Genomic DNA, 25,650 nt, shown 5'->3' on the forward strand with positions numbered 1-25,650 from the left:
AGGTGGCGTCGGCACGCCCCGGCGTGTCCCCCTTCTACCTCGTCAACGCGGACGAACTGGAGATCAAGATGGCGCAGGGCGCAAAGCCCGGCGAAGGCGGCCAGCTTCCCGGCCACAAGGTGAACGCGCTGATCGCCCGCCTGCGGAACACACAGCCGGGGGTGCAGCTCATCTCGCCTCCTCCGCACCACGACATCTACTCCATCGAGGACCTCGCGCAGTTGATCCACGACCTGAAGGAAGTGAACCCACGCGCCCGGATCACCGTGAAGCTCGTCGCCGAGTCCGGCGTCGGCACGGTCGCCGCCGGTGTGGCGAAAGCCTCCGCCGACAACATCCTCATTTCCGGCCATGACGGCGGCACGGGAGCATCCCCGCTGTCCTCCACCAAACACGCCGGTTCCCCATGGGAACTCGGACTGGCAGAGGCCCAGCAGACGCTGCTGATCAACAACCTGCGCGAGCGGGTCACCCTCCGCACGGACGGTGGCATCCGCAACGGACGGGACGTGGTCATCGCCGCCATCCTCGGCGCGGAACAGTTCAACTTCGGCACCACCGCGATGATCGCGATGGGCTGCGTGTATGTCCGCAAGTGCCACCTCAACACCTGCCCTGTGGGTATCGCGACGACCGATCCGAAGTTCCGCGCCAAGTTCAAAGGCACCCCGGAGATGGTCATCAACTACTTCAACGGCGTGGCCCAGGAAGCCCGCGAGTGGATGGCCAAGATCGGCGTCCGCACGCTGGATGAGCTGATCGGCCGTCCGGAGTATCTCGCCCAGCGCGAGGTTCCAGGCCACCCGAAGGCGAACACGCTGGATCTCAGCGCGATCCTGAAGGACGTCGTGCCGGATCTCTCCGCCCAGACCGGCCGCCCGCTGGACCAGATCGCCCGTATCCGCACCCACGAGCGGAACGATGGTCTGACCAAGCCCGCGCTCGACCTGAAGATCATCGCCGACCTGGTGAAAAACCTCACCGGATCCGACCAACCGGCCGGGATCCCGGAATACGGCGCGGGTTCCACCCCGGCCGCCATCCTGGACGCCCTCAAGCTGCTGCCTGACCGCCCGCCGGTCCGGCTGGAGTATGACGTGGTCAACACGGACCGGAACATCGGCACCCGCCTTTCCGGCCGGATCGCCGAACTCCATGGCGACCGCAAGCTTCCCGAAGGCACCATCCACATCGTCTGCCGCGGCACCGCCGGCCAATCGTTCGGCACCTTCCTGGTCGCCGGCGTCAAGCTGGAGATCTTCGGTGAGGCGAACGACTACGTCGGCAAGGGCATGACCGCCGGTGAGATCGTCATCCGCGTGACGGAAGACGCCAGCTTCGATGCCGCCGCCAACGCGATCTGCGGCAACACCTGCCTCTACGGCGCGACCGGCGGACGCCTGTTCGCCAACGGCCGCGCGGGCGAGCGCTTCGCGGTCCGGAACTCCGGTGCCATCACGGTGGTCGAAGGCGTGGGCGACCACGGCTGCGAATACATGACCAACGGCACCGTCGTGATCCTGGGCAAGACCGGGAAAAACTTCGGCGCGGGCATGTCCGGCGGCGCCGCCTTCGTCTATGATGTGGACGGCAAGTTCTTCTCGCGGGTCAACTCCGAGATGGTCGTCGCCCTTCCGGTCACCCGTCCGCAGGACCTCGCCGAGGTGAAATCCCTCGTCGAGCAGCACGTCGCCGCCACCGGCAGCGCCCAGGGCAAGAAGCTCCTCGCCGCCTGGGAGGAAACCTCGCGCAAGCTGGTCCGGGTCATCGCCAAGGAACGTGCCGCGCTGGAAGCCGCCGAAGAGCAACACGAAGCCGCTTCCACTCCGGTCGGAGCGAAGTGACCTGCCATCATCCTTGAAAGCGGAGGAGCCACGGCGAGTGCTCCTCCGCTCCATTTCCAATAAAACCCCTTGGAAACGAATCGTCGCACCTCAGGCATCCTGCTTCCCGCCTTCTCAGCAAGGCGCGAGGGCGACTTCGGCGTGGGCGATACCCTGGCCCTCCGGCACTGGATCGACTGGTGCGCCGACCACCACGTCGGTTTCATCCAGCTCCTGCCGATCAACGAAAACGGACCGGACGAAAGCCCCTACAGCGCGATCTCATCCATCGCGCTCGACCCCATTTACCTCACCGTTTCGCCGGAAGAAGTCCCCGGACTGCGGAATTCTGATATTCTTGAAATTCAGGAAGAATTAACTGAATCGTTTGGGTATGTTGAAGTTCAATACAAATCAATCAGACGATTGAAGCGGCAGCTTCTGGAGATCGGATGGAGCCGACGGCAGGAATGGCCGGAATCCCTGTTGGGGGAGTTCACGGAGTTCCGGAATACGGAGAAGGCCTGGCTGGACGACTACTCGCTGTTCCGGTGGCTGATGGAGGTTCACGGCGATTCCCTGTCCTGGAATTTCTGGCCGACCGGTTGCCAGAGCCCGGAAGGGGCGCGCCGTTTCCTGGCTGCGGAACGGACCAAAGGTCCGGAGGCGGATGACAAACTGGGGTATTTCTCCTTCGTCCAGTGGCTCTGCTTCCGTCAATGGAAGGCACTCCGCCGTCACGCCGATGACCGCGGGGTGAAACTGATGGGCGACATTCCCATCGGCGTAAGCTGGCACTCCACGGACACCTTCTTCGACCGGAACCAGTTCCACCTGGATCTCTGCGGCGGATCCCCGCCGGAGCCGATGGTCCCGGACGACAAGTTTTTCCAACAGTGGGGGCAGAACTGGGGCATCCCCCTCTACCGCTGGGACCGCATGGAGAAGGACGGCTTTTCCTGGTGGAAGGCGCGGGTCGCCCGGATGACGGACATCTTCCGGATCTTCCGCATCGACCACATCCTCGGATTCTACCGCATCTATTCCTTTCCGTGGCCACCTTCCCGGAACCACGAGTTCATCGATGCCAGCATCGAGCAGGCCGCGGAGCTGACCGGTGGACGGCTCCCCCGCTGGTCACGGCGGCCGGATGACAGCCCGGAGAATGAGGAAGCGAACCGGCAGGACGGCGACCTCCGGCTGCGGAGCATCCTCACCGGAGCGGGCGATGCCGAGGTGATCGCGGAGGATCTCGGCTGGGTTCCCGGCTATGTCCGCCCCCACCTCACCGGCCTGGGTGTCGCCGGCTTCCGCATCCCCCACTGGGACAGCGACCACGGCCACGCGGTGACCGGTGACCGCTTCCCGGAGTGCAGCTTCGCCACCTACTCCACCCACGACCATGATCCGGTCAACACCATCTGGCGCTGGTGCCATGAGGCGATCCAGCGCAATCTCCACGAACCCAGCCACGACCACCAGCGGGATGCGGACCATGCGAGCCACACCCTCCGCCTGCTGTCGGAGTTCGCGGGCATCCCGATCCCGGCGAACGGGGTGTTTCCCCCGTTCACGGATGGCGTCCACTGGCGGCTCATCAAGGCTCTGTTCGCGTCGAATTCCCGCTATGCGGTCCTTTCCGTGACCGAACTGTTCGGGATCGAAGGCCGGATCAACCGCCCGGGCAGCCACGGCAGTGGCAACTGGAGGTTCCGCCTTCCATGGACCATCGGGGAGATCCGGAGGGATTCCAGGATGGGCGAGATCGGCAAAAAACTCGCCTCCATCATCGGGGTGACACGACGGGGATGATCTGCTTTGCTTCCCACGTCCATGAAGTGGTTCACCCTCACATCCGCCGCGTTTCTCCTCTGTTCCGCCGCCGCCAACGCACAGATCTACGCGGATTTCTCCACCAGCATGGGGAATTTCACCTGTGAGCTGAACTACACCATCGCACCGAAAACGGTGGCGAATTTCGTGGGCCTCGCCGAAGGCACCCGGAAATGGGTGTCCCCTTCAGGAGTGATCCAAGAGAACAAACCCTTCTACAACGGCCTGATCTTCCACCGGGTGGTCGCCAAGTTCATGAATCAGGCCGGTTGCCCGCTCGGCACGGGATCAGCCGGCCCTGGTTACTATTTCCCCGACGAAACCATCGGCGGCCCCGCTCACGCCCCCTATGTCATTTCAATGGCGAACGCCAGCGGCTACACCAACGGTTCCCAGTTCTTTGTCACCGTTCCCCGCAACGCCCCGCAAAATTTCGAGCATCTGGACGGCACCCACACCGTTTTCGGCGTGGTGACCTCCGGAAGGGACGTCGTGGACCAGATCAACGCCGTACCGGTCACTTCGTGGAAACCGAATACGCCCGTCGTCATCCAATCCGTCACGATTCGCAGGGTTGGCACCGCAGCCGCGGCATTCGATGTTCATGGGCAGAATCTTCCTGAAATCCAGCCAACTCCCTACGATTTGGAATTGAATCTCCCCTCCGTTGTGCGGGCGGTGCCGAGGATCCCACGCGACGGACGCGTTACCACCTCCACCTATGTCTCGGAAGATCTCCAAACCTGGGATCTCGCTTCACTGGATTACGCCGGCTTGGGCGGCCCCGGAAACACGCCGTTTCCGATCGCCGTGCCATACGGCTTCGGCCAATATCCGCAGAAGCAGTTCTACCGGTTCGTTGATGCCGTCAACAGCGATGCCATCATTCCCGCATCCCTTTCCGGAAAATCCCTCACGGTGACATGGCCGGGAAATTCCCTCGTTTTCACATTCAATGCAGCGGGCGATGGAGGAACCGTGATTTTCAATGACGAAGAGACGCCCAGGGACATCATTCACATTTACGAATCCCAGTCCCCCTATGATCTGATTGTCGAGGTCGATGGACTGGTCCCCCTCAAGATCAGTGGTTCGCTCACGGGTTCGACATCCACCTTGAATCTTGGCACACACAAGCTCAGCGGATTCACCGACTCCTGGTTCTTCGCGGGGCAAGGTTCCCTCTCCATTACAAAATAACCCCCGGAGGTTCAAATTCGCCCGAAAGAGTTTCCATCCGCGCCAGTATATTCCTTTGCAAGCCCGCGAACGGGCGCTTACGCTGAACCTATGAACGCAACACTCGCTTTCCTCGGCCCGATCGGCGGTCCTGAGATGATCATGATTTTCGTCGTGATCCTGCTGCTCTTCGGGGCAAAGAAGCTCCCCGAATTGGCACGCGGCATCGGCAAGAGCATGGGTGAATTCAAGAAAGCCCGTGAGGATTTCGAATACGAAATCACCCGTTCGGAAGCGGATGGCCGCCGTGCCGCCGCCGCGAAAACCGAAGGCAAGAGCAAGGAGGAACTCGAAGCCGAGATCGCCAAACTGAAAGCCGAAGCCTCCGTCAAGGAAGCTGCCGGCAAGGAGCCAAGGGACGTCTGACCCACCGGGAAACGTGACTTCCCGTTTCCTGAGGAACATTTTCACAGGCACCGCCAGCCGTTCGCTGCTGGCGGTTCTTCTTTTTGGGGCGGCGTCTTGTGACCGCAGCCAGACACCGGAATGGGGCGGCAACGCCGCTGGTGAGGTCCCCGCTGCGGTGGTCACACCCGATCCAGCGGCCGCGCAGCCTGCCAAGGAGGCATCCACACCTGCCCGGCGGCAGGATGTCCGCTTCATCGCCTACAACGTGAAGAACTGGCTGGTGATGAACCGCTACGTCAACGGCAAGGCGCTGGATTCCAAGCCGAAGCCCGATGACGAGAAGGCTGCGGTGATCTCCATCATGGCCCGCCAATCGCCGGATGTCATCGGGCTGTGCGAGATCGGCACCGCCGGGGATCTGGCGGAGATCCAGCAACTTCTGAAGGAAGCGGGCGTCGATCTCCCCCACTCCCATTTCACGGGTGGCGCGGACCCGGTGCGGCACCTCGGCCTCCTTTCGCGCTTCCCCATCTCCGCGACCGGGAAGCCGGAGAAGACGGAGTATCATCTGCAGAACAAGCTCTACTTCTGGAACCGCGGCGTGCTGGACGTGACGGTGGACATCCATGGACGGCCGTTCCGTTTCCTGGGCTGCCATCTCAAGTCGAAGCGGGAAGTCGAGGAAGGTGACGAGGAGGAGATGCGCCGGGCGGAGTCCCTGCTGCTGCGGAGCCACGTGGACTCGATTTTCGCGAAGAATCCGGACGAACGACTGGTGGTGTATGGCGACTTCAATGACACCCGCTCCAGCGTTTCCGGAAAGAACATCACCGGCAGCTACAATGACCCCGGCTACCTCACGGCCATCCCCGCGGAGGACTCCGCGGGCACCCGCTGGACCCACCACTGGGCGCTGCACGACATCTATTCCCGGATTGATTTCATCGCGGTGAGCAAGAGCCTCAAGCCCGGAACCGATTTCGCGAAGGCGAAGGTTCTGGATGACCCGGAATGGGCGAAAGCCTCCGACCACCGGGCGGTGCTGGCGGTGTTCCATTAGGGACCGCATTCCATGCGGTCCGGTGGGGAGAACCGCCATGATCCCGTGACTTCATCCTGTCTCAAAGTTGGAGGTTCGTTTGCGGGGCTGCGGTGATGCTACGGCATCGGAGGATTTCTTCCGCAGCCCTCCGCCTGACCGCATGGAATGCGGTCCCTGCCATCGTCGCCACGGCCAAGAAACACTATCGCAATCTACTTGCGAGAATACCCATCCTGCGCGAAACTGGCCCAGCCATGCGCCCGTTGCTCCTTTCCATCCTGTTTTCGCTCGCTTCGGTGACCGCCGCCGAACTCAAGGTGGCCGTCCTGCATCCACTGCTGGCGGACATCGCGAAAAGCGTCGGCGGTGAGCGGGTGGAGGTCGTGGACCTGATCGGCTCCACCGGGGATCCCCATCATTTCGAACCGAGCACCGAAAGCCTCACGCAATCCGAAGGGGCGAAGCTCTACCTCGTCGCGGGCATGGGCCTGGAGGGGTATCTGCCCAAGCTGAAAACCATCGTCGGCGGCAAGGCGACGGTGGTGGAGATCGGTGCCACGCTGCCCGCGCTGGAAGGCGAATGCGACCATGACCACGACGGCCATGACCATGACCACAAGCACGGGCTGGACCCCCACTGGTGGCATTCCATCGACCTTTTCCGCCGGGCCACCACCGTGGTGGCGGACTCCCTCGCCACGGCGGATCCGGCTGGAACGGAGGACTTCCGCAAGAACGCCACCGCCTACCGCGGCAAGCTGGATGAACTGGAACGCTGGACAAAGCGGGAGATCGCCAAGGTGCCGAAGGAGCGCCGCCATCTGGCCACCGCCCACGCCGCCTTCAACTATTTCTGCAAGGACTTCGGCTTCACCGCACATCCGGTGCAGGGCATCAACCGGGAGCAGATGCCCGGGCCGAAAGAACTGGCGAAGCTGATCTCCGAGCTGAAGGAACATCAGGTCGCCGCGATCTTTCCCGAAAAGGAGTCCAACCCCAAGATCCTCCAGACGCTGACCAAGGACACCGGCATCAAGCTGGCGGACCCTCTCATCGCGGATGGCGTGGGGGTTGCGAGCTATGAGGAAATGGTGAGGCACAACGTGTCCGCCATCGTCACCGCGCTGCGGCCCGAGTAATGGTCGTTCCCACGGACGGGTCGGTCCGGCCGCTTCGTGAAGCATTACGTCCAACTCCATCTGCTCGTCCTCCTGCTGGCGGCCACCGCGCTGCTGGGTGAGGTGATCTCACTGCCTGCGGTGGGCGTGGTGGTGTGGAGAACGGCGGTCGCTGCGGTGGGGGCCGCGGTCTGGGTGGCGCTCATCCGCCGCCTGTCATTGTGGCCGGGTGCCGGTGTTGTCGGTCCCCTTCTCGGTGTCGGCGTGATCGTCGGCGTGCACTGGATCAGTTTCTTCCAGGCGGTGAAGATGACGAACGTGTCCATCTGCCTCGCCGGACTCGCGGCGATGCCACTCTTCACCGCCCTCACGGAACCGTGGCTGGAGAAGCGCCGCGTGCGCCCTTTCGAGGTGTTGCTCGGGTTGCTGATCCTCGCGGGCGTGGGCACCATCGCGGGGGCGATCCAGCGGCAGGATCTGGCCGGGCTGGCGGTCGCGCTTTTCAGTGCCTTCCTCGCCGCCATCTTTCCGGTGTTGAACCGGCGGCTGGTGACCACCGGCGGTGATCCCCTGACCATGGTGATGTGGGAGATGCTCGGCGCGCTGTGCGTCGCGCTGGTGCTGCTGCCATTCATGACAGATGCCGGATCCCTTTTCGCATGGAAGGGGTCCGACTGGCTGTGGCTGCTGGCACTGGCGCTCGGCTGCACGGTGTTCGCCCACAGCTTCCACATCCGGCTGCTCAAAACCCTGAGCGCCTACACGGTGAACCTCGCCATCAGCTTCGAGCCGCTCTACGGCATCATCGCCGCCGCGCTGTTGTTCGGCGAATACAAGCAGCTCACGCCGATGTACTACGTGGGATTGGGGACGATCCTCATCGCGAACATCGCCCACCCGGTCTGCGTGCGGATGACACGCAAACCGGTGATGTAAATTTGGATCAGCGCAACTTCGTCCAGGCCGCGTTGGCGGCGGAGGATTTCACCGTCGCCTCGATGAAGGCGAGACCTTCCACGCCATCATCAACATTGGGGAAATCGTAAGTGCCCGGCTTGAACTCGCCCTTGAGCGAATCCCGGACCGCTTCGGTCACCGCGGCGTAGATGTTGGCGAAGCCCTCGATGAAGCCTTCCGGATGGCCGAAAGGAATGCGGGTGTTTTTCTGTGCCTCAGGGCCGTTGTAGCTGTTGCCACGACGCCAGACCTGGCGCGGGTGGTCGGCGAATTTCACGATCAGCTCGTTCGGGTGCTCCTGGTGCCACTCGACGGATGCCTCCGTGCCGTAGATGCGGACGTGCAGCGCGTTCTCGTCACCCGTGGAAATCTGCGAGGCGTAGAGGACACCGCGGACGCCGCCTTCATAGCGGAGCAGCACGCTGCCATCGTCATCCAGCACACGACCGGGAATGAAGGTGTTGAGATCCGCGGCCACTTCCTCCAGATGCAGTCCGCTGATGTAACGGGCGAGATTCTCCGCATGGATGCCGATGTCCGCCATGCAGTTCGAAACGCCGGCTTTCTTGGGATCCGCGCGCCAACTGCCGATCTTGGTGTTCTCTTGCTCCTTGAGGTTGGTGACCGCGTAGCCCTGCGGATACTCGGCCACGACCTTGAGCAGACGGCCCAGCTTGCCGGCCTTCACCATTGCCCGGGCTTCCTTCACCATCGGGTAGCCGGTGTAGTTGTGCGTGAGCGCGAAGACGAGGCCGGATTTCTCCACGATCGCTTTCAGCTCCTTCGCTTCCTCCAGCGACAACGTCATCGGCTTTTCGCACACTACATGGATGCCGTTCTCCAGGAACGTCTTTGCCACCGGAAAATGGAGGTTGTTGCTGGCGACGATGCTGACGAAGTCGATGCGGTCACCGAGGGGCTTCGCTCCCTCCGTCTTCGCCATTTCCTCATACGAGGAATAGACCCTGGACGGATCGAGGAAGAAGTCCTCGCCGGAGAGCTTCGACTTCTCCGGGTCGGAGGAAAAGTTTCCGGCAACCAGTTCGATCTGGCCGTCGAGGTTCGCGGCCATGCGGTGGACGGCACCGATGAAGGCGCCACGGCCGCCGCCGACCATGCCCATGCGGAGTTTGCGGTTCATGAAGGTAAGGTAGCGAATCCCGTGAGGGATTCGGTTGGGTGGATGTCAGTTGAAAAGAGGACGCCGTACCACCAGCACGGCGCCTCCCTGCCGAAGCTCTCACGAGCTTCGCTACGGGTGGTATCAGATCGCGACAGGAGCGCCGGTCTTCGCCGACTCGTAGATCGCGTCGATGATCTGCATCAGGCGCAGGGCCTGGACCGGCTCATTGAACGGCTCGGCCTTGCCTTCGATGGCTTCGATGAAGTTCTGGGCGGAGCCGCTGCGGCCCATGTCCTCGCAGGCAGGGGTGACGATGGTGCGGTTCACGCTGTTGCCGTTTTCCTGGACGTAGAGTTCGCAGGTGTCGATGGCGGTTTCATCCAGACCGTCACGGCCGAAGAGACGCTCCACCTTGCCGCCCGCCTTGGTGCCCTGGAACACGACGGAGACTTCCTCGCGCTTGATCATCTCCGCCCAGGAGACCTGAAGGGAAAGGACCTGGCCGGTCTTGAAGGTGACGAAGCCGTGTGCGGCGGCCTCCACATCGTTCACGCCGTCGGCGCGGTCAGGGATGCCCCAAGGACCCTTGAAGCCCTTGTCGGTGATGAAGGTGTCGAAGGTGTTGGCCAGCACGTGGGATGGCTCCGGATAGCCCATGAAATACATGGACAGGTCGATCATGTGGCAGAGGTCGATGACCGCGCCGCCACCGGAGAATGCCTTGCTGGTGAACCAGCCGCCGAAGCCGGGGATGCCGGTGCGGCGGATCCACTTCGCCTGGGCGGAGTTGATCGTGCCAACGGTGCCGTCCTCACAATACTTCTTCATCGCCTGCGACTCCGGACGGGCGCGGTTGTTGAAGTTGAACATCAGGCGCTTGCCGGAGGCTTCCGCGGCGGCGATGAGTTCCTTCATCTCCGTGGCATTGAGGGCGGGCGGCTTCTCGCAGAAGACATGCTTGCCGGCCTTCAGGCCCTGAAGGGCGAGCGGGGCGTGGAACTTGTTCGGGACGATGATGCTGATGGCGTCCAGTTCCGGACACTCCGCGAGCATCTTGTCGACGGAGTCGAACTGCTTCGCGATTCCCCAGGTCTGCGCGGCGCGCTCGGCCGCACCCGGCGCCGGGTCGGCGACGGCAATGATTTCAGCACCCGCGGCGCGGAAACCCGCGGCGTGGTATTTGAGCATTCCGCCCGCTCCGATGACTCCTACTTTGATGGACATGATGTGTTCTGTTAGATGGGTTGCTTGAAATGATCCGAACCGCGACTTCATGCGAATTGACGCGAATGGAAGAATCCCCATTCGCGTTCATTGGCGTTCATTCGCGGTTTCACCGAATTACTGGTTCTTGCGGTCGAAGGCCGCGTCGAAAATGACGTCGCTGCCGGGGAAGTCGAGGCCGCGGACGAAGGCACATGCCTCCGCACCGCCATGGACGCGGTCCATGCGGCCGTCCTCCCACTCGACGGAGAGAGGTCCGCGGTATTTGACGTCGTTGAGGGCGACGATGACGTCCTCGAAATCGACATCGCCACGGCCCGGGGAACGGAAGTCCCAGTAACGGCGCGGATCACCGAAGTCGGTGTGGCCGCCGAAGACGCCGACGGTGCCGTCACCGTGGCCCCACCATGCGTCCTTGATGTGGCAGTGGTAGATGCGGTCGCCGAACTCGCGGATGAAGCGGACGTAGTCCACACCCTGGTAGCCGAGGTGGGACGGGTCGAAGTTGAAGCCGAAGCGCTTGTGGTTGCCGACGGCTTCCAGCGCGCGGCGTGCGGACACGATGTCGAAGGCGATCTCGGTCGGGTGGACTTCCAGGCCGAAGTTGACGTTCGCTTTCTCGAAAGCCTCGAGGATGGGGCCGAAGCGCTTCGCGAAATCCTTGAAGCCCTTTTCGTAGTAGGCCTGGTTGGTCGGCGGGAAGGCGTAGATGGAGTGCCAGATGGAGGAACCGGTGAAACCATTGACCACGGCGGGGAAATCGAAGTCATCGCCCTTCGGCTTCGCGTCGATGAACTTGCGGCAGGCCTTGGCGGCGTTCGCCATGTGCTTGGCGGCGCGCTTGCGGACACCTTCCGGATCGCCATCGCCCCAGACGCTTTCCGGGAGGATGGACTTGTGGCGCTCATCGACGTTGTCGCAGATGGCCTGGCCGACGAGGTGGTTGGAGATCGCGTAGGAGGTCAGGCCGTGGTCGGCGAGCAGTTCCCACTTTTCCTTCACGTAGGATTTGCTGCCAAGGGCGGCTTCCACATCGAAGTGGTCACCCCAGCAGGCGAGTTCCAGGCCATCGTAGCCCATTTCATTGGCGAGAGCCGCGAGTTTCTCAAGCGGCAGATCTGCCCATTGACCGGTGAAGAGAGTGACAGGACGTGACATGGTAGATGGATTCGGGGTTTGCCCGGCTAGGTTGAGGGGAACGATTACGGTGGAGAAAGCAAAAACATGCGTTCAGCAGCGGCAAATTTCGTCCCGCCACGCGGCCCGGACGGAATCCGTCACCGGGGTGGCCGGAAATGCCCGTTGGCCCAGCCGGGAAACGGGCACCGGCCCGCGAATGGCGGAGGTGAGGAAAATTTCGTCCGCTTCCTCCAGATCCGTGCTCACGAGGGACGTTTCCACACAGGTGAGTCCCATCTTTCCTATCAGCGCGATGATGACGGAGCGCATTACCCCCGGCAGGCAGCCGCTGTCGAGCGATGGGGTCAGCACACGCCCTCCCCGGACGATGAAGACATTGGAAGTGCCCGCCTCGCAGAGCTGGCCTACGGTATTCAGGAAAAGCGTCTCGTCGAACCCGGCGGCGCGGGCATGGTCCAGCGCCAGGATGTTCTCCGCGTAGGACGCCGTTTTCAGCCCGGCCAGCGGCGATCTCTCATTTCGCCGCCAAGGTGAGAGGAGGACGGAGACGCTATCAGGCGGAGCGTCCACCGGAGTCGCGGTGATCCAGGTGAGGGCATCGGTACCGGCGTCCTTGGTGAAGACCGAGCCGGACCCGCCGGTCATCGTCAGGCGGAGCCTGCCCCTGCCCTGTGTCAGTCCGTTCCGCGCCAGCAGCTCCGCGCCGATGGCTTCCAGATCATTATCCGGGAACTTCCAGCCCAGCCGGCGGCAGCTTTCCTCCCACCGTTTCAGGTGCGCCGGGATGAATTTCGGCCTTCCATCCACGGCGAGCATGGTTTCAAAAATAGCCAGACCAAGAATGACTCCACGGTCCGTAGGAGGAAGCGTGAATTCCTCCGCCCCGATCCATCCGCCATTGCACCAGAAATCCGACATCAGGCGGACGATGATCCGTGTCTTGCTGACCTGCAAGGCCGCAGCATGGGCGCTATGCGCGCTCCCTGCCGCCGGTGCGGAGCCGCCTTTCCGGATCGAGGTGGTGGACCGGGAGAACGGCTGGCCGGTGCCGCTGGTGGAGCTGCGCACCACGCACCACCTTTCCTTCTTCACGGACAATGCGGGCCTCGCCGCCATCGATGAGCCTGACCTGCTCGGTCGGGAGATCTGGCTCGGCGTTTCCTCGGACGGCTATCAGGTGAAGCCGGACGGCTTTGGCAGCGCCGGGGTGCGGGTGCAGGTGGAACGCGGGAAGAAAGCCCGCATCGAGGTCGAGCGGACGATGGTCGCCAAGCGGCTGGGACGTCTGACGGGAGCGGGACTTTTCAACCATCTGGAGAAGCTCGGGGAGACCGCCCCCATCGCGGAGTCCGGGGTGATGGGCAGTGACTCCGTGTTGCTGAGCCGCTACCGCGACCGCCTTTTCTGGCTGTGGGGGGACACCAGCATTCCGGAGTATCCGCTGGGGAACTTCAACTCAACCGCCGCCACCTCCCCTCTCCTGCCGCTGGCGAAATTCCAGCCCCCGCTCGCACTCCGCTACGAGTATCTGAAGACCGATGGCAAGCTGCGGGGTGTCTCGCCGATGGATGGCCCCGGCCCGACATGGCTGGGGGCGATGACCAGCGTGAAGGACCGCAGCGGCAACGAGCGGCTGGTGGCCACCTACTCCAAGATCGAGAACCACCTCGACGAATATGACGTCGGGCTGTGCTCCTTCGACGATGAGCGGGGAATCTTCACTCCTGTGCGCCGGATCTGGAAGAAGGGCGATGGAAAGAAGCCGCTCATCCCGCGCGGGCATCCCTTTACCTGGAAAGCTCCGGACGGCGTTGACTGGCTGCTGTTCGGCGATCCCTTTCCGTCGCTGAAATGCCCCGCCACCTACGAAGGATGGAGCGATCCCGCGCAGTGGCAGGAGATCTCCGCGCCCGCCTCACCACGGGATGCCGCGGGCGCGGAAATCGCCCCCCATCGCGGCTCCGTGTGCTGGAACGCCCACCTGGGCCGCTGGGTCACCATCTTCACCCAGAACCACGGGAAGCCATCCGGCTTCGGGGAGATCTGGTATGCGGAGGCGGAGTCCCCGCTGGGGCCGTGGAGCACGGCGGTGAAGGTGCTGTCCCACCGGAACTACACTTTCTACAACCCGCGGATCCAGCACGAGCTGACCGCGCCGGACGCGCCCTTCATCCTGTTCGAAGGAACCTACACGGCGGAATTCGCAGACAAGGCGGCCGCCACACCGCGTTTCAACTACAACCAGATCCTCTACCGGCTGGACCTGGATGACCCGAAGCTGGCGGCCATCCGCAAGTAACCTGATTTCCCGATGACAAAACCCGCCCTCCTTCCCCTGCTGATCCTCCCGGTGATGCTGGCAGCAAACACCCCGCAGCAGCAAATTTCCGAGCAGGTCCCGCGCGCCGTCTCGATCCTCAACAACTGGCAGGCGCAGGATCCGGTGAAGGCGGAGAAGAAAGTCCACCTCGTCTATTGGTCGCCCGCCGACCGCCAGCCACCCACCGGCTATGTGGTGAGGCTGGCGGCGATCATGGAGGACATCCGCAGATTTTATGGCAGGGAAATGATCCGGCTCGGTTTCGGACCACGCAGCATCCAGTTCGACAAGGGACAGGATGGCAGGACCGTCATCCATGTGGTCAAAGGCGAGAAACCTTACGCTTCCTACGGCCCGGAATCCGGTGACGATATCCGCAAGGAATGCCTGCCCGCCCTCACCGCCGCCGGGCTGGATCCGGAGAAGGAAACCATCGTCATCTTCTGCAACATGGCGAACTGGACGCCTGCCACCCGCACGATCACCCAGAACAGCCCGTACTACGCCAGCGGCACGAACTGCAATGGCACCGCGTGGCAGGTGGACTCCCCCATCCTCAACCTCGATTTCCTCGGCAAGAAGGAGCCGCGCGTGAAGGACGGCCAGTATGGCGACATCTCCGTGGGCAAATACAACTCCATCTTCATCGGCGGCGTCTGCCATGAACTCGGACACGCGCTGGGACTCCCCCACAACTGCGAACGGACGGATGAAAAGGAAGCGTTCGGCACCGCGCTGATGGGTGCGGGCAACCGCACCTATGGGGACCAGTTGCGGGGTGAAGGGAAAGGTTCCTTCCTCACCCTCGCCCACGGTCTGAGGCTGGCGTCCCACCCGATTTTCTCCGGCTCCGCCAAAGGGATCGATACCCCGGCCAACGCCACGCCGACCGACATCCGGATCACCAACCATGGCAAAAGCTTCAGTTTTTCCGCAAAGGTGGTGGCGGATCCTCCGGCGTATGCGGTGGTCGGCTACATGGACCCGGCGGGTGGCGGTGACTACGACGCCACCACCTGCACCGCCGTGCCGGATGATGCGGGAAATTTCACGCTGGAGGCGGATGCCCTCGCCGCCGGGAAAGCCGGTGTCTTCCGCGTGGTGATCCTGCAGGCCAATGGCGCGGCAAGTTCCTTCGCTTCCCCGACGCCGCAGTTCACCTATCCCTACCGGGTGGAACAGGACGGCACCGTCGATACCTCATCCGCCGAAGCCTTCGCCGCCCTGCGGCCACTGCTGGCCGAGGTCGCCGGATCATCCACCATGGCGGCGAGGGATATTCTCCGCTCCATCGCGGCGAAGAAGCCCGATCCGAAACTTCTCGAAGCGGGCGGAGTCATCGCCGCCAATCTCGGCTTCCGTCCGGGAAAAGCTCCGTCAGCGGAACCGGACAGTCCATGCCGGCTTTCCGATGCGGCGATGATCGAGGCGACCGTTGGCTACGGTAAGGCGGATCCCAACCGGCTGCCGGGTGACCATCTCCTTTTTTCCTGCGGTGGCAGGCTTTTCTCACGCGGGCTGTATGCCCACGCCCCGGCGGTCCATCGCTGGGATCTTGGCGGGAAGTGGAAATCGTTGAAAGGGCACGCGGGTTTCCCCGATGGCACGGACGGAGGGTCGTGTGTCTTCGTCATCAAGGGCGATGGCAAGGAGCTGTGGAGGTCGGAAAAGACCAGCCCCGGCACCCTCCGCAGCTATGACCTGCCGGTGGCGGGGGTGAAGGAACTGCAGTTCATCGTGGAAGACGCCGGGGATGGGAACCGCTCCGACTGGGGCTGCTGGTTCGAGCCGGAGCTTTCCTTGTGAAAAGGCGCGGCTTGCCACCGGGGCGGGTTCCGTCTCCCCTTCCGGCATGCGCGCTCACATTCTCTTCACCGGCACCCTGATTCTGGCCGCCGGGATCTCCGGGATGTCCTTTCTGCCGAAGATGCCCGGCTTCGAGTTCCTGCGCGGAGGCCTGACCCTGGGCGGCGCGCTCCTCATCTGCGGTATCTTCACCATCAGGATGTACTGGCACGGCATCATCGGCGCGGGGATCATCTCACTCATCGGCACCGGCAAGGGATTGATGGGGATCAAGGCGGTGGCGGATTGGTTCGCCGGTGACAGGCCGCGGGGTGTCGCCCCGCTGCTGGAACTCGGCATCACCATCCTGTGCGTGATCTTGCTGCTGCGCGTGCTGAAGGCGCTGCAGGCGGAACGGACGCGGCGGATGCTAGAGGCGAATTGACAAAAGACAGCGCGTTATACAGCTTTGGCGCATGGCCAAGAAAGCTTTCGAAAAAGCGGAGAACGCAAAGGCTTTCATGAAACTGGCTGGCTGCGTGGACGGCCCGGAGAATCTTTCCCGAAGCAAAGGATTTTCCCGGCGATGACAAGCATCTTTGGCAGGGACCGCATTCCATGCGGTCATGCGGGGGACGGCGGCTGATGCCTTGCGATGATCGGTATCCGTCCGGCTTTCCCTCCGAGGAATCGGGGCGCTATGTTCAAAAGGATGGAATCTTGGGATGGAGGAACGTCCACTCAGCCTGACCGCATGGAATGCGGTCCCTGCCTCTGGAAAGGCGATCCGCAGCCATAACGATGGCTCGGAGATCAAAATGCCTTACTGCTCCGGCACAGCAGGCGGCGTCACGGGAGCCTCCGGTGCGGCAGGCGCACCCGGCACGGCGGGAGCGGATGGATCAGGAGTTGCTCCGGGAGCTGCGGGTGCTGGTTCCGGAGGAGCGGGCTTTGGCAACAGATCCTGCCATTCATGGAGCGAGTATCCATCGCCCACGCCGCCCATCTCGCCGAGCAGTTCGTGGCATTTCTGCCGCCATTTGACGTAGTCGGGTGGCTGGCGTTCCGCTTCACGGCTTCCGGAGAAGACGAGGTACGTCACGGTCAGATCGGACACGGGGCGGCTGTAGGGGGAGGACCTCGGGTTGATCTCACGGGCCATCCGCAGGGACGCCTCCCCGACCTTGAAGGTCGGTCCGCCGTCACCGACGATGGCAGGGTAGATTTTCTCACCGTGGACGACGACCGCATAGTCACCCACCCGCGGAGCGAACGGATCGCTGTTGCTGTTCGTCGTGATGATGCTCACGGGGATGACGATGAACGGATCATACTCCGCGATGAGGAAACTGCGCGCCTTCATGTCCGCGATCCCGCGTTTCAGCATCGCGATGCGGTCACGCAGCCAGGTCTTCCGGTCGGCGGTGGTCCCCTTTTCCTCCAGCTCCTTCTGGCCCGCGGCGATGCGGCGCTCGAAACCGGCGATCAGGGGATTCGGCGTGCGGGTTTTCTTCGGCCAGCCATAGCTGGTGTAGGGTTGGTAGTGGGTGGAATTGACGATCTCATCCGGCATCGTCGGGAGGCGGTCGCCATCGGAGCCGTCGGAGACAACATCCATCTCCGCCTGGAGGAAGAAGATCTTCCGGCCGGTGGGAGCCTGGAGGTGGAGCATGGTCTCACAGTCGTAGAGATTGTGCTTCGTCAGCAGCTCGTTGAGCGTGTTCGCGCTCTTGCGGATGCGGGTGGTCTTCTCGTCGTAGAGCCGGTAGAACCATGGGGAAACCTCCGCCTTCTCCACCAGTGCGGGCAGCCCCGGCAGGACTTTCGAGAGGGACTTGTTCGACGTCTCCAGCTCGGTGATCGTCTTGGCAGGGGTCGGTGCCTTGACGGAAAGGTGGTAGGAAGCCGTGTAGCTGGCGGCGTCCTTCCGCTCGACGGAAGCAATCCCGCCTTTCGTTACGGTCACCTCGGTCTTGAACGGGATGCCGGAGCGCAGTTCCCGCACATCCGTCACCGAACCCAGGGTCATGTCCGTGGGAGGCGGCTCCTCGGGCGCTTCCTTCGGCTTCTCCGCCTGGGCTTTTTTCAGGGCGGCGAGTTCCTTCTCCTGATTTTCCCGGAGTTCCTGCATCTCCGACTCATATCTTGCCCGGATCTGGCGTTCGATGTCGGTGGTGTCCGCCTTGACCAGCACCTGCTCCGGTTTCGACAACTCCTTCAGGGCTTGCTTCAAACGGCCCGGGATCGGGGTGAAAAGAAGGCCGAATCCACCGCACACCAGCACGAAAAACCCCGCGCCGAACCACGAGAATCCCTTCTTCCTGCGCTGATTGTGAAATCCTTGGTCATCCATTTCCCGGGACTCTAGCAGCCCTGCGTGGACCATCAACCCCGCGTTTTTTGACGGTGGTGAAAACTGAGCGATGACAAACCGGCGCGGCCACCTACACTCGCCCGCGTGAGCTATCAGGTCTTCGCCCGGAAATACCGGCCCAAAACTTTCGACGACGTCCTCGGACAGGACCATGTGGTGCGCACCCTGCGCAACGCCATCGCCCAGCAGCGGCTGGCCCACGCCTACCTTTTCGTCGGCCCCCGCGGCACCGGCAAGACCTCCACCGCCCGTATACTTGCCAAAGCCCTGAACTGCCCCGGCGGCCCGAAGGCGGATTTCGATCCGGATGACGACATCTGCGTGGAGATCGCCGAGGGGCGGTCGCTCGACGTGCTGGAGATCGACGGTGCTTCCAACAACGGTGTCGAGCAGGTGCGGGACCTGCGGGAGTCCGTCCGCTTCGCCCCGGCCCGCGGCCAGTTCAAGATCTACTACATCGACGAGGTCCACATGCTCTCGAACGCCGCGTTCAACGCGCTGCTCAAGACGCTGGAGGAACCCCCGCCGCACGTGAAGTTCATCTTCGCCACCACGGAGGCGAACAAGATCCTGCCGACGATCCTTTCCCGCTGCCAGCGGTTCGACCTGCGGCCGATCCCGACGGAAACGATCGCCCGCCACCTCCAGCACATCGCCGGCAAGGAAGGCATCACCCTGGATGAGACCGCCGCCTGGGCGATCGCCAAAGGGGCGGACGGCGGCATGCGCGACGCCCAGTCCATGCTGGACCAGCTCGTGGCATTCTGCGGCGACCACATCACCGAAGCGAACGTGCTGGATATCTTCGGCTTCACCTCACGGGAAAAGGTGGCGACCCTCACCTCCGCCCTGCTGGAACGGGCGACACCGGCCGCGCTTTCCCTCATCCAGAAGGAGGCCGAGAGTGGCAGGGAGCTTTCCCAACTCCTGGGTGAGCTGATCGGCTGTCTGCGTGCCCTGCTGGTGGCGAAGCTGGACCCCACGGCGGATGGCGACGGCATCCCCGCCGACCTCTGGACCAAGCTTGTAACGGCGGCGGAAGAGTATGCCCCCGACCGCATTCTGGCCGCCATCGACGTCTTCGCGGAGACGGAGGGCCGGATGAAGTGGGCGACGAACAAGCGCCTGCATTTCGAGCTGGGTGTCATCAAGGCGATCCAGTCGCTCGGTGAAGTGAGGATCGCGGATGTGATCAAGGTCCTGACCCGTGGGGCGGACTTCATCGGCCAGGCACCATCGCCTTCGCCAACCGCTGCCGCGCAGCCTTCCCAACCGGCCGAACCGGAACCGGAGGCCCCGCGTCCGTCCGTACCTGCGGTGGTCACTCCGGCGATACCCGCACCGGAGCCGGAGAAGCCCGCCACCGCTCCCGTGCGGAAGCCGGGGATGAACGCGATCAGCGCGCTGGACTCATTCATCGAGGCGGCACCGGAGGTCAGCGAACCCCCACCCGCTCCCGAGCCGCCTCCGTGGGAGGAGGCGAAACCAGCCGCGACCGAAGCGCCTCCGGCAGCCCCTGCCCCGCCCACGCTGGACAACAGCTTCTACGAGGACCCCCTCATCCAGTCAGCCCTTGAGAAATTCCAGGGCAAAGTGCTCAAGTAACCGTCACCAACACCACTCATGAACATCGCCAAACTGATGAAACAAGCCCAGCAGATGCAGGCAGGGCTCGCCGCAAAGCAGGAAGAACTTTCCGCCCGCACCGTCGAAGCCTCCGTCGGCGGCGGCAAGGTCAACGTCACCGCCACCTGCGCGGGTGACGTGCTTTCCATCAAGATCGACCCGTCCGTGGTGGATGCCTCCGATGTGGAGTTTCTGGAGGATCTGGTCCTCAAGGGAGTCCAGGAAGCCATCACCAAGGGCAAGGACACCGCGGCCGCGGAAATGAAGAAGCTCACCCGGCGGCATGGGCCTTCCCCGGCATGTAATCCCCCGGCGGAAGCCGCCCCCTGGCAGAAAGCCCATCCCCTTTCCCCACGGTCACCATGTCTCCCCTCCGCCGCCGGCTAGGATGGACCCTGGTGACCGTGTCGCTTTTCCTGCATCTTTTCACCATCGGCTGCTACTCGACGCAGCCGGACATGTTCGCCGCGTTCACCGTGATGCCGATCTGGCTGTGGGGAGCCATCGGACTGCTGATGTCAGCGGGTGCCTTCTATTTCATGCGGGCACCGCTTTCGCTGGTGCTGACCGGCATCTGGGCGCTCACGCTGCTCATCGGCTCCGACGAAGCGAGGGCGCTGGGGCACATCGGGAAACCCGCGCCGCAACCCGGCCCCGCCGCTCCATTCCAATCCCGCAAGGTCGTGCGGGTGCTGACGATCAACACCGGGAACTTCAACTTCGGTGATCCCACCGATGAAATCCTCGCGTGGGATCCGGACATCGTCCTCCTGCAACAGACGAACCCGGCCCACACGGCACGGATCGCCTCCCGGCTCTATCAGGGGAAGGGTGACTTCCGCACAAACATGTTCAACGGTGTGATCACCCGCTGGAAGATCCGCCGGGAGGACAAGAACCGCGTGATCCGCAGCCAGCAGATGGAGGTGGTGACACCGGATGGCTCCGCCCTCCAGGTGGTCAACATCCACCTGGCCACCGCCGCCACGGATCTCCGGTTGTGGAGACGCTCCGCCTGGCGGGAACACAGCCACAACCGGAAGCTGCGCCGTCAGGAAATGTCGGTGGCCCTCCAGATCCTCGGCCAGACCACGGACTTCCCGACAGTCCCCACGATCTTCGGGGGGGATTTCAACGCGCCCGCCACGGACGTCGTCCACCGCCAGCTTTCCCGGGATTTCATCGACGCGTTCTCCGAAACCGGCGTCGGCTGGGGGAATACCTTCCACCGCCGTTTCCCGATCCTGCGGATCGACCACATCTATTCCACCCGCCATCTCACTCCGGTCCGCTGCCGGGTGGTGGAAACAAGGCATTCCGACCACCGGTTCGTGGTGGCGGATTTCCTGATGCGCTGACCCTTGCCCCAATCATGCCCGTAACCCGCGAAAACCTGGCCGAAGTCCTCGAAGAGATCGCCTTGTTGCTCGAACTGAAGGGAGAGAATCCCTTCAAGGTCCGTGCCTACCGGCAGGGTGCCGAAACGGTCCGCGGATTTGACGGGGACATCGTGCAACGGGCCGCCGGCAACGAACTCACCGGCATCAAGGGCATTGGTGACGCCTTGCGCGACAAGCTGCATGAACTGGCCGCCACCGGCACCCTCCAGTTCCACCAGAAGCTCCGCGCGGAATTTCCGGCCGGATTGTTCGAACTGTTCGATCTCCAGGGGCTCGGCCCGAAAAAGATCAAAGTCCTCCACGAAACGCTCGGCGTCGGCTCCACCGCCGACCTGAAGGCGCTCTGCGAGAGCGGCACGGTGGCGAGGCTCCCCGGCTTCGGTGAGAAGACCCAGGCGAAGATCCTAGAAGCCATCACGCTGCGGAGTACCGTGGCGGATACTTTCCTGCTGGGATCCATCAATCCGCTGGTGGAGGAAATCCTTGAGCTGCTGCGCATGCATCCGGAGGTCACACGGGTGGCCGTGGCAGGATCGTTCCGCCGCGGGAAGGAGACGGTGCATGACATCGACTTCCTCGTGGCCACGAAGGAACCGGCACTGGTTTGCGAGGACTTCACCACGCTGCCGCAGATGGAGTCGATCATCGCCTGCGGGGACGCGAAGGCATCCATCCGCCTGAAAAACGGCATCCAGGCGGATCTGCGCGCGGTTTCCAACAAACAGTTCCCTTTCGCCCTCCAGTATTTCACCGGGTCCAAGGAACACAACGTGGCCATCCGTTCACTGGCCCTGAAGAAAGGGCTGTCCCTCAACGAATACGGCTTCACTCCGGTGGATGCCGGTGCCCCCGCCGCCATCCCGGAAGTGAACGAGGAAGGCGACATCTACCAGGCGCTGGGCCTCCAGTTCATCCCGCCGGAACTGCGGGAGAACCGCGGCGAGATCGAAGCGGCGGCGGAGCACACCCTTCCCCGCCTGATCCAACTGGAGAACCTCCGCGGCACCTTCCACAACCACACCACCGCTTCCGACGGGCACAACACGCTGGAGGAAATGGCGGAGGAAGCGATCGACCTGGGCCTGCAATACCTCGGCATCGCGGATCACTCGAAGTCCTCGTTCCAGGCGAACGGGCTGGATGAAATCCGCCTGCTGGAGCAGGTGGCGAGGATCAGGGAACTGAATGCGGGATGGGAACACTTCCGCCTGTTCTCCGGAACGGAGGTGGACATCCTCAAGGATGGGTCGCTGGACTTCGATGACACGATCCTCTCCCAACTGGACTACTGCGTGGCGTCGGTCCATTCGGTTTTCAACCTGGATGAGGAGGAGATGACCCGCCGGATCTGCCGCGCGATGGAGAACGAGCACGTGACCATGCTGGGCCATGTAACCGGCAGGCTCCTGCTCCGCCGTGACGAGTACAAGGTCAACCACGCGAAGATCATCGACTGTGCGGTGGCGACGCGGACCATCATCGAGCTGAACTGCAGCCCGAAGCGGATGGACATGGACTGGCGGTGGTGGCGGAAGGCCCGCGACCAGGGTGTGCTCTGCTCCATCAATCCGGACGCCCACTCCACCGCCCGCATCCACCACATCGGCCTTGGCGTACGGATGGCCCGCAAGGGGTGGCTGCGCCGGGAGGATGTGCTCAACACCCGTCCCGTGAAGGAAGTGGAGGCATTCCTTAAGACCCCGAAATCGAAGCGTTGATCACGGGGTGCGGCGGCGCATCAGCAGCCCGAGCAACCCGATGCCCGCCAGTCCCGCGGCGGCGGGTTCCGGGATGGGGGTGAAGTTGCTCGCGGTGAGCAGCACATCGTCGATGCTGTATTGGGCGAAGGTGGTCGTGAAGGCGTTCGCGATCGCGATCTGGTCGAAGGACGTGCGGAGGTTCGCGCTGTTGTCCACGGCGGTGATGGGTGTCCCACCGTCGAAGATGTAGGAAAGCGAGATCTGGGTCAGGCTCGTCCGGGTGATGGTCAGCGAAACCGAGTGCGCGGTGTTGTCAGCGGCGGCGATGCTGGGACCCGCGGCGCTCGTGGTCAGTGCGGTCCGGTCCGTCCCCCCGAGAATGGGGCTGGTGCCGCCCCCTTCATTGAACAGGGTGGCCGTGGTTGCGGGGGAACTCGCTGCACCCAGAACGGCGTAATATCCCTGGTCATTGTCCGAAACACCGGCACCGAAATTATCGGACACAACGGGGGTCCCATTGGAACTGAAAACCCCGAACCGGAAGGCCGAAGCATCCGTCGCCGGAGTGTTGGTGAACCGGAGCTTGAAGCTGAAGGTCAGGGTATCGCTGACATTCGTGAGCGAAATGGTCCCGCCCAGAGGGGACACCAAATGGTAGTTCGCCCCGGCGGTGACGGTGAGCGCCCTGCTTCCAAACACGGCGTCCTCCGTGATGGAAGCCGCCGGGCTTGTCACACCGTAATACGGGCTGCCGGGAGATGTATGAACCGTCCGGAATCCGGTTGGATGGGTTGCGATCTCAAATCCGTCGTTCAGCACCGTGAGGCCGGAAGAAACACCCGCCGAAGCGATGAATCCGATGACAGCGACCCCGGAAAAAAGGGAGGAATGGGTTTTCACTGGAACGATTTTTAGCAATCCCCCGGCGGAATTTCAATCTATTTCAAATGTGACATGGATCCTGCTATTGAACATTGATCGTGGTCGCGGAGATTGCGGTGATTCTTTCAAATTTCGGGTGGAGCTTCCCGAAATGAAGCTGCCTTGGTCCGCCCACGGCTCCCCCGATGCAGGGACCCTGGATGGAATCCCTCGTGCCGCCGGTTGACTTTTTCCGTCCTCCCCGGCATACCCCCGGAATGTCGTCCGCGTTGCCGCCAAAACCACGAGTGATCGGCCCCAGGGTGAGGGTCTGCATCGTCGCTGCGAAATATAATGAGACCTACACGGACGCCCTCGTGCAGAATGTGATCGAGGAACTCGGTGAGCTGGTGCCGAACGCCCGCGTCGATCTCATCCGCGTGCCGGGTGCCTTCGAGATCCCCGTCACCGTGGCCTCCGTCATCGAGCGTGAAGGACCGGCCTGCATCATCGCCCTCGGCGTGATCATCCGCGGCTCCACCCAGCACGCGGATCTGGTGGCCACCTCCGTCACCAACGGCCTCCAGCAACTGGCCATGGAATCGAAAAGGCCGATCATCCATGAAGTTCTGCTGGTCGATGACGAAAAACAGGCTTATGCCCGCTGCATCGGAGCGCAGCTCAACCGCGGCAAGGAAGCCGCGCGCGCCGCTGCCTCCATGATTGATATTTTCCAGGAACTCGACCGCTCGATGCCCCACCAGACACCCCGCACAAATCCCCGCGCCCGCAATGCCTAGCCGCCGCCAAATCCGCGAGGCGGTGGTGCAGTTCCTCTACTGTGCCGATCTTGAAGGCGGAGCCTCGCCCGCTTCCCTGCGCGAACCGTTCTGGGAATTCGTCACCGAGTCGGACCGCAAGGCCCTCCAGCTCTCGACCTTCCGCACCGTGCACCATCTCGCACACGGCCGCGAGGGGCGGTTGGCGGAATTCGTTGAACGCGTGGGACCGGCAAATGCCTTCCTTTCCGCATGGCCCCAGGCTGAGGCGTTGAAGACCGACCTCAACCGCATCGCCGAGCTGGAGTCGTCTTGGAGCACCCAGTTCGCCCGGCTGGAGCGTCTTCCAAAGGACGACAACGATTCCGCCGTGGCGGACAATTTCGCCAGGGCACTCTCCCTTCTTTTCAACATTGACCGTGATCTGGCCGTCACCCGCGCCCGTTACCTGACCGCGGTGGATGACTTTCCCTCGCTCCGCACGCAACTGGAAGCCATCACCGCCACCGTGCGCCGCCTCCAGCGGATCTCCGACCGTCTGCGGATGGTAGAGTATCCGGAAAAGTTTCCGGAGCAGGCCGACCTGAGCAAGCTGCGCGAGTCAAAGGCGGAGATCGCCGAACTCCGACTGCGAGCCGACGAGATCGTGGACTCACTTCTGGCGAAGAAGGAATCCATCGACGCGACGCTTGCCTCCGTGGTGGACAACTTCTCCCCGGAGCGGATCGATCCGGTGGACCGCGCCGTCCTCCGCCTCGCCACCTATGAGATCATCCATGCCGGCACGCCGCCGAAGGTCGCCATCAATGAAGGGATCGAGCTTGCGAAGAAGTTCGGCACCACGGATTCCCGCCGCTTTGTGAACGGTATCCTCGACCAGGTGGCGAAGCTGAATGCGGAGCGTTGAAAATACCGGGGATTTTCTCATTGGGAGGTTACGGGCGGAATGTTAGACACG

Annotated in this window: 22 protein-coding genes; 16 read left to right on the forward strand and 6 right to left on the reverse strand. The window is 63.0% G+C overall.

Going from position 1 to position 25,650, the window contains the following annotated elements:
* The 7 genes from KF712_15220 to KF712_15250 form a co-directional block, all read left to right on the forward strand.
* Positions 1 to 1,844: glutamate synthase subunit alpha (locus KF712_15220; GenBank protein ID MBX3742337.1), on the forward strand; the 1,844-nt coding region annotated here is incomplete at its 5' end.
* 69 nt (positions 1,845 to 1,913) lie between these two features.
* Positions 1,914 to 3,635 carry a 4-alpha-glucanotransferase gene (locus KF712_15225; GenBank protein MBX3742338.1) on the forward strand — a complete coding sequence of 574 codons (1,722 nt, stop codon included), beginning with the start codon at positions 1,914 to 1,916 and terminating at the stop codon, positions 3,633 to 3,635.
* 21 nt (positions 3,636 to 3,656) lie between these two features.
* Positions 3,657 to 4,856: a peptidylprolyl isomerase gene (locus tag KF712_15230; GenBank protein MBX3742339.1), complete on the forward strand. Its 1,200-nt coding sequence runs from the start codon at positions 3,657 to 3,659 to the stop codon at positions 4,854 to 4,856.
* A 90-nt stretch (positions 4,857 to 4,946) separates the two neighbouring features.
* Positions 4,947 to 5,261 carry a twin-arginine translocase TatA/TatE family subunit gene (locus KF712_15235; GenBank protein MBX3742340.1) on the forward strand — a complete coding sequence of 105 codons (315 nt, stop codon included), beginning with the start codon at positions 4,947 to 4,949 and terminating at the stop codon, positions 5,259 to 5,261.
* 13 nt (positions 5,262 to 5,274) lie between these two features.
* On the forward strand, positions 5,275 to 6,303 hold the full coding sequence (locus KF712_15240) for an endonuclease/exonuclease/phosphatase family protein (protein MBX3742341.1): 1,029 nt from the start codon (positions 5,275 to 5,277) through the stop codon (positions 6,301 to 6,303).
* 236 nt (positions 6,304 to 6,539) lie between these two features.
* Entirely contained in the window at positions 6,540 to 7,424 is an 885-nt protein-coding gene (locus KF712_15245; protein ID MBX3742342.1) for a zinc ABC transporter substrate-binding protein, read from the forward strand.
* A 36-nt stretch (positions 7,425 to 7,460) separates the two neighbouring features.
* Complete coding sequence (locus KF712_15250; protein MBX3742343.1) at positions 7,461 to 8,339, forward strand: EamA family transporter; 879 nt, start codon at positions 7,461 to 7,463, stop codon at positions 8,337 to 8,339.
* 7 nt (positions 8,340 to 8,346) lie between these two features.
* Here KF712_15250 and KF712_15255 read toward each other — a convergent pair whose 3' ends face one another.
* The 4 genes from KF712_15255 to KF712_15270 all read right to left on the reverse strand — a co-directional run bounded on the left by KF712_15255 (position 8,347) and on the right by KF712_15270 (position 12,801).
* Entirely contained in the window at positions 8,347 to 9,501 is a 1,155-nt protein-coding gene (locus KF712_15255) for a Gfo/Idh/MocA family oxidoreductase (GenBank protein MBX3742344.1), read from the reverse strand.
* 123 nt (positions 9,502 to 9,624) lie between these two features.
* The gene (locus KF712_15260) at positions 9,625 to 10,707 is read right to left on the reverse strand and encodes a Gfo/Idh/MocA family oxidoreductase (GenBank protein ID MBX3742345.1); all 1,083 of its coding nucleotides are present in this window, start codon (positions 10,705 to 10,707) and stop codon (positions 9,625 to 9,627) included.
* A 117-nt stretch (positions 10,708 to 10,824) separates the two neighbouring features.
* On the reverse strand, positions 10,825 to 11,865 hold the full coding sequence (locus KF712_15265; GenBank protein MBX3742346.1) for a sugar phosphate isomerase/epimerase: 1,041 nt from the start codon (positions 11,863 to 11,865) through the stop codon (positions 10,825 to 10,827).
* A 72-nt stretch (positions 11,866 to 11,937) separates the two neighbouring features.
* Positions 11,938 to 12,801: an aminotransferase class IV gene (locus tag KF712_15270; GenBank protein ID MBX3742347.1), complete on the reverse strand. Its 864-nt coding sequence runs from the start codon at positions 12,799 to 12,801 to the stop codon at positions 11,938 to 11,940.
* Positions 12,802 to 12,859: 58 nt separating this feature from the next.
* Here KF712_15270 and KF712_15275 point away from each other — a divergent pair, with 58 nt between their 5' ends.
* From KF712_15275 to KF712_15285, 3 genes are read left to right on the forward strand one after another with little or no spacing between them, the layout of a single operon-like run.
* The gene (locus KF712_15275; protein ID MBX3742348.1) at positions 12,860 to 14,146 is read left to right on the forward strand and encodes a hypothetical protein; all 1,287 of its coding nucleotides are present in this window, start codon (positions 12,860 to 12,862) and stop codon (positions 14,144 to 14,146) included.
* Positions 14,147 to 14,158: 12 nt separating this feature from the next.
* Positions 14,159 to 15,973: an NPCBM/NEW2 domain-containing protein gene (locus KF712_15280; GenBank protein ID MBX3742349.1), complete on the forward strand. Its 1,815-nt coding sequence runs from the start codon at positions 14,159 to 14,161 to the stop codon at positions 15,971 to 15,973.
* 46 nt (positions 15,974 to 16,019) lie between these two features.
* Positions 16,020 to 16,397, forward strand: a complete 378-nt coding sequence (locus KF712_15285; protein MBX3742350.1) for a hypothetical protein — start codon at positions 16,020 to 16,022, stop codon at positions 16,395 to 16,397.
* A 378-nt stretch (positions 16,398 to 16,775) separates the two neighbouring features.
* Here the strand turns inward: KF712_15285 and KF712_15290 are convergent, their stop codons facing one another.
* Positions 16,776 to 18,305, reverse strand: a complete 1,530-nt coding sequence (locus KF712_15290) for a hypothetical protein (GenBank protein ID MBX3742351.1) — start codon at positions 18,303 to 18,305, stop codon at positions 16,776 to 16,778.
* A gap of 105 nt (positions 18,306 to 18,410) precedes the next feature.
* Between KF712_15290 and dnaX the strand changes: the two genes are divergently transcribed.
* From dnaX to polX, 4 genes are read left to right on the forward strand one after another with little or no spacing between them, the layout of a single operon-like run.
* On the forward strand, positions 18,411 to 19,931 hold the full coding sequence (gene dnaX / locus KF712_15295) for a DNA polymerase III subunit gamma/tau (GenBank protein ID MBX3742352.1): 1,521 nt from the start codon (positions 18,411 to 18,413) through the stop codon (positions 19,929 to 19,931).
* An 18-nt stretch (positions 19,932 to 19,949) separates the two neighbouring features.
* Positions 19,950 to 20,339, forward strand: a complete 390-nt coding sequence (locus KF712_15300) for a YbaB/EbfC family nucleoid-associated protein (GenBank protein MBX3742353.1) — start codon at positions 19,950 to 19,952, stop codon at positions 20,337 to 20,339.
* Complete coding sequence (locus tag KF712_15305) at positions 20,315 to 21,310, forward strand: endonuclease/exonuclease/phosphatase family protein (GenBank protein MBX3742354.1); 996 nt, start codon at positions 20,315 to 20,317, stop codon at positions 21,308 to 21,310. Before KF712_15300 ends, KF712_15305 begins: the two co-directional genes overlap by 25 nt.
* Before the next feature lie 14 nt (positions 21,311 to 21,324).
* Entirely contained in the window at positions 21,325 to 23,070 is a 1,746-nt protein-coding gene (polX, locus tag KF712_15310; protein MBX3742355.1) for a DNA polymerase/3'-5' exonuclease PolX, read from the forward strand.
* Here the strand turns inward: polX and KF712_15315 are convergent, their stop codons facing one another.
* Positions 23,071 to 23,952, reverse strand: coding sequence for a hypothetical protein (locus tag KF712_15315; GenBank protein MBX3742356.1), 882 nt, complete (start codon positions 23,950 to 23,952; stop codon positions 23,071 to 23,073).
* Positions 23,953 to 24,191: 239 nt separating this feature from the next.
* Here KF712_15315 and ribH point away from each other — a divergent pair, with 239 nt between their 5' ends.
* Together ribH and nusB are read left to right on the forward strand one after the other, a co-directional pair.
* The gene (gene ribH / locus KF712_15320; protein MBX3742357.1) at positions 24,192 to 24,713 is read left to right on the forward strand and encodes a 6,7-dimethyl-8-ribityllumazine synthase; all 522 of its coding nucleotides are present in this window, start codon (positions 24,192 to 24,194) and stop codon (positions 24,711 to 24,713) included.
* Positions 24,706 to 25,599, forward strand: coding sequence for a transcription antitermination factor NusB (nusB, locus tag KF712_15325; protein ID MBX3742358.1), 894 nt, complete (start codon positions 24,706 to 24,708; stop codon positions 25,597 to 25,599). Before ribH ends, nusB begins: the two co-directional genes overlap by 8 nt.
* Positions 25,600 to 25,650 lie beyond the last annotated feature (51 nt).

Source organism: Akkermansiaceae bacterium (genome assembly GCA_019634595.1).
Taxonomy (GTDB): domain Bacteria; phylum Verrucomicrobiota; class Verrucomicrobiia; order Verrucomicrobiales; family Akkermansiaceae; genus Luteolibacter.